The organism is Mycobacterium sp. (assembly GCF_035506235.1).
Lineage (GTDB): Bacteria > Actinomycetota > Actinomycetes > Mycobacteriales > Mycobacteriaceae > Mycobacterium.
The window spans coordinates 1-3,786 of sequence record NZ_DATJPU010000202.1; the positions used below are offsets into that span (position 1 = coordinate 1).

General features: G+C 70.5%; 5 protein-coding genes. 3 read left to right on the top strand and 2 right to left on the bottom strand.

Annotated features, from left to right (window positions below; genetic code table 11):
- Together VMD50_RS18860 and VMD50_RS18865 are read right to left on the bottom strand one after the other, a co-directional pair.
- Positions 1–794 (bottom strand): magnesium transporter MgtE N-terminal domain-containing protein (locus tag VMD50_RS18860; RefSeq protein WP_414686118.1); only part of this gene is annotated, 794 nt, incomplete at its 3' end.
- Between the two features lie 58 nt (positions 795–852).
- Positions 853–1,329 carry a DUF4190 domain-containing protein gene (locus VMD50_RS18865; protein ID WP_325429530.1) on the bottom strand — a complete coding sequence of 159 codons (477 nt, stop codon included), beginning with the start codon at positions 1,327–1,329 and terminating at the stop codon, positions 853–855.
- A gap of 67 nt (positions 1,330–1,396) precedes the next feature.
- On the opposite strand from VMD50_RS18865, the gene VMD50_RS18870 reads away from it, so the two are divergent.
- The 3 genes from VMD50_RS18870 to VMD50_RS18880 all read left to right on the top strand — a co-directional run.
- Positions 1,397–1,924 (top strand): general stress protein, encoded by a 528-nt coding sequence (locus VMD50_RS18870; protein ID WP_325429532.1) that lies wholly within the window; start codon positions 1,397–1,399, stop codon positions 1,922–1,924.
- Between the two features lie 4 nt (positions 1,925–1,928).
- Positions 1,929–3,341: an extracellular solute-binding protein gene (locus VMD50_RS18875; protein ID WP_325429534.1), complete on the top strand. Its 1,413-nt coding sequence runs from the start codon at positions 1,929–1,931 to the stop codon at positions 3,339–3,341.
- The coding region (locus VMD50_RS18880; RefSeq protein WP_414686119.1) for a carbohydrate ABC transporter permease at positions 3,338–3,786 on the top strand (449 nt) is incomplete at its 3' end. The genes VMD50_RS18875 and VMD50_RS18880, both read left to right, overlap by 4 nt.

The window sequence follows — 3,786 nt, forward strand, 5'->3', positions numbered from 1 at the left end:
AGCAGCATCTCGGCGTCCGTCGGGTTCAGCACGCCGAGCAGGTCGGCGGCGTCGTCGGGATCCATCTCCTCGAGCACGTCGGCCGATCGGTCGGTGCCCAGCTGCGAGAGCACGTCGGCCTGATCCAACTCGGGCAGCTCCTGCAAGACGTCGGCCAGCCGGTCGTCGTCGAGCGCTTTGAGCACCTCGTAGCGCCGCTTGGGCGGCAGCCCGCGGATGACGTCGGCGACGTCGACGGCCCTGCGGCCCTCGAACTGGGCGAGCAGCTGGGCCACCCCCTGGCCCGGCAACGCCAGCGCCGACGGGGTCAGCCCCTGCACGTTCTGCCAGTCCACCACGTGCACGGGGCCGCGCCGTCCCAGCCTTCGCTGGGTGCGGACCGCGACCCGGGTGACCAACCAGTCCCGCGTCCGGGATTGTTCGATGCCCAGGTCGGTGATCACCACGTCGAGGCCGGCCAGCTCGGGCAGTTCGGGATCGTTGACCTTGACCGCGGTGTCGAGGATCTGGCCCATCGCCAGCACCTCGCCGGGCCGTTGCTCGAAGTGGCGCAGGGACACGCTGCCGGTGTTGAGCGTGACCGCGTCGGGCTCGATCGCGGCGACCCGCAGCATCGGAATGAAAATGCTTCGGCGGGTGACCAAGTCGACGACCAGCCCCAGGACGCGGGGCTGCTGGCGGACGATGCTGATGCTGATCACGACATCGCGGACGCGCCCGAAGTTTTCGCCGAGCGGACCCAGCACCAGCATCCGCGGGAGCCGCGCGACGTAGACCCTGTTGACCGATGCCATGCAGAGAGCCTATTCAGGCGCCGCCCGGATGGCAGGCCGCCATGCCCGCGTCGGGCGACTAATGCGAATGGATGCTGAACATCGCGAAGACCAAGAACACCACCAGGGTGCCGACGCCGATCACGATGCCGGTGACCGCCAGGCCGTAGCCCTCCTGGCGGGTCTGCTTGATCTGGTTCAGGGCGACCACGCCCAGCACGATGGCCACGACCGAGCCGATGACGCAGCAGAAGAAACCGGTGAACGACGTGATGAGCGAGGCGATCGCCAGGCCGTTGGTCCCGGCCTGAACCCGGTAGTCCGGCGGCCCGTAGCCGGGCGGCGGTCCGTAGCCGGGCGGCGGCCCGTACCCGGGCGGGGGCCCGTACCAGGGCGGCGGCATCGGCGGGTAGCCGGGCGGCAAATACGCCGGGGGCGGGTAGTCGGGCGCCGGCGGATCCCAGGGAGGTTGCCAGGCGGGCTGGCCGGGGCCGCCGGTTGGCGGCGGGTCGGCCTGGTCGCCGTGGCCACCGCCGGGAGCTGCCATGGTGTTCAACCTAGCCGATGCGGCGCCGCAGGCCCGGGATGGAAAGGATGGCCGTGGCGGAGGAGAATGAGCACCGATGACTAATCCTTTCCAGCCCGGGCAGGTTCCCGGCGCCACGCCGCCGGGCGCGGCGGGCGCTCGGCGCGGCGTCCCCTCGCTCCCGACCCCGCCCAAGGGCTGGCCCGTCGGCTCCTATCCGACCTACGCCGAGGCGCAACGCGCCGTCGACTACCTGTCCGACCAGCAGTTCCCGGTGCAGCAGGTGACCATCGTCGGCGTCGACCTCATGCAGGTCGAGCGGGTCACCGGCCGGCTGTCGTGGCCGAAAGTGCTCGGCGGCGGCGTCATCAGCGGGGCGTGGCTTGGCCTGTTCATCGGGTTGGTGCTCGGCTTCTTCAGCCCCAATCCGTGGGCCGCGCTGGTCACCGGTCTGGTCGCCGGGGTGTTCTTCGGCCTGATCACCTCCGCGGTTCCCTACGCAATGGCGCGTGGCACAAGGGATTTCAGCTCGACCATGCAGTTGGTGGCCGGCCGCTACGACGTGCTCTGCGATCCGCAAAACGCAGAGAAGGCGCGGGATCTGCTGGCGCGCCTGGCGATCTGAATCGGTGGGCAGTCGTCGTGAGCGCGCACGCGGAGTCGGCGCAGTCGTCCTGGCGACGCTGACGGCCGCATCGGTGCTGTCGGCCTGCGGCTCGGCCGGGGGCGGGCTGGTGATCAGCTTCTACACGCCGGCCACCGATGCGGCCACCTTCACCGCGGTCGCGCAGGAATGCTCCAAGCAACTGGGGGGCCGGTTCGCGATCCGGCACGTGAGCTTGCCCAGGGGCCCGGGGGAGCAGCGTTTGCAGCTGGCCCGGCGGCTGAGCGCGCACGACCGGGGGCTGGACGTGATGGCGCTGGACGTGGTCTGGACCGCGGAGTTCGCCGAGGCCGGCTGGGCGCTGCCGCTGTCCGGTGACCCGGCGGGGCAGGCCGAGTCCGACGCCATCGTGGATACCCTGCCGGGCCCGCTCGCGACGGCCCGTTGGAAGCACGAGCTGTATGCGGCACCCGTGACGACCAATACCCAATTGCTCTGGTACCGAACGGATTTGGTGGACCAACCGCCAATGACGTGGAACGCCATGGTGGCCGAGGCCGCCAGGTTGCACGCCGCGGGCCGGCCCGGCTGGATCGCGGTGCAGGCCAACGAGGGTGAGGGCCTGGTGGTGTGGTTCAACACGCTGCTGGTCAGCGCGGGCGGTCAGGTGCTCTCCGACGACGGCCGGCGGGTCACGCTGACCGACACGCCCGCGCACCGGGCCGCCACCGTCAGCGCGCTGCGTGTCCTCAAGTCGGTGGCCACCGCACCCGGGGCCGATCCGTCGATCAGCCGGACCGACGAGGGCACCGCGCGGTTGGCGGTGGAACAGGGCAAGGCCGCCCTCGAGGTCAACTGGCCCTATGTGCTGGCGTCGCTGCTCGAGAACGCGGTCAAGGGCGGCGTGCCCTTCCTGCCGCTGAACCGGGATCCGGCCCTGGCCGGCAGCGTCAACGAGGTCGGGACGTTCGTGCCCAACGACGAGCAGTTCCGCATCGCGTACGAGGCCAGCCAGAAGGTGTTCGGCTTCGCGCCCTATCCCGGGGTGGCGCCGGGCGTGCCGGCCAAGGTGACGATCGGCGGGCTGAACCTCGCGGTGTCCAGCACCACCCGCCACCGCGCGGAGGCGTTCGAGGCCGTGCGCTGCCTGCGCAGCCCGCAGAGCCAGAAGTACGTTTCGATCGAGGGCGGCCTGCCCGCGGTGCGCACCTCGCTGTATTCCGACTCGCAATTTCAGGCGAAGTATCCGATGTACACCGTGATCCGCCGGCAGCTCACCGACGCCGCCGTCCGTCCGGCGACGCCGGTCTACCAGGCGCTGTCGCTGCGGCTGTCGTCGGTGCTGAGCCCGATCGCCCGGATCGACCCGGAGCGCACGGCCGACGAGCTCACCGCGCAGGCGCAGAAGGCCATCGACGGGAAGGGCCTGCTGCCGTGAGCGCGACAGCCTCGGAACGGCGCCTTGCCCTGATGCTCGTCGCGCCGGCGGCGACTCTGATGCTGGCGGTGACGGCTTACCCGATCGGTTACGCCGTGTGGCTCAGCCTGCAGCGCAACAACCTTGCCACCCCGAACGACACCGCGTTCATCGGGTTGGGCAACTACCAAACGGTTTTGACCGACCGGTATTGGTGGACCGCGCTGGCGGTGACGCTGGGAATCACGGTGGTGTCGGTGTCGATCGAGTTCGCGCTGGGCCTGGCGCTCGCGCTGGTGATGCACCGCACGCTCGTCGGCAGGGGCCTGGTGCGCACCGCGGTGCTGATCCCCTACGGCATCGTCACCGTCGTCGCGTCCTACAGCTGGTACTACGCCTGGACACCGGGGACCGGCTACCTGGCCAACCTGCTGCCGCAAGGCAGCGCCCCGCTGACGCAACAGAT

Excerpts from the sequence above, each read along its gene's own strand:
- VMD50_RS18870 (WP_325429532.1), top strand. The coding sequence starts at position 1,397 with ATGACTAATCCTTTCCAGCCCGGGCAGGTTCCCGGCGCCACGCCGCCG.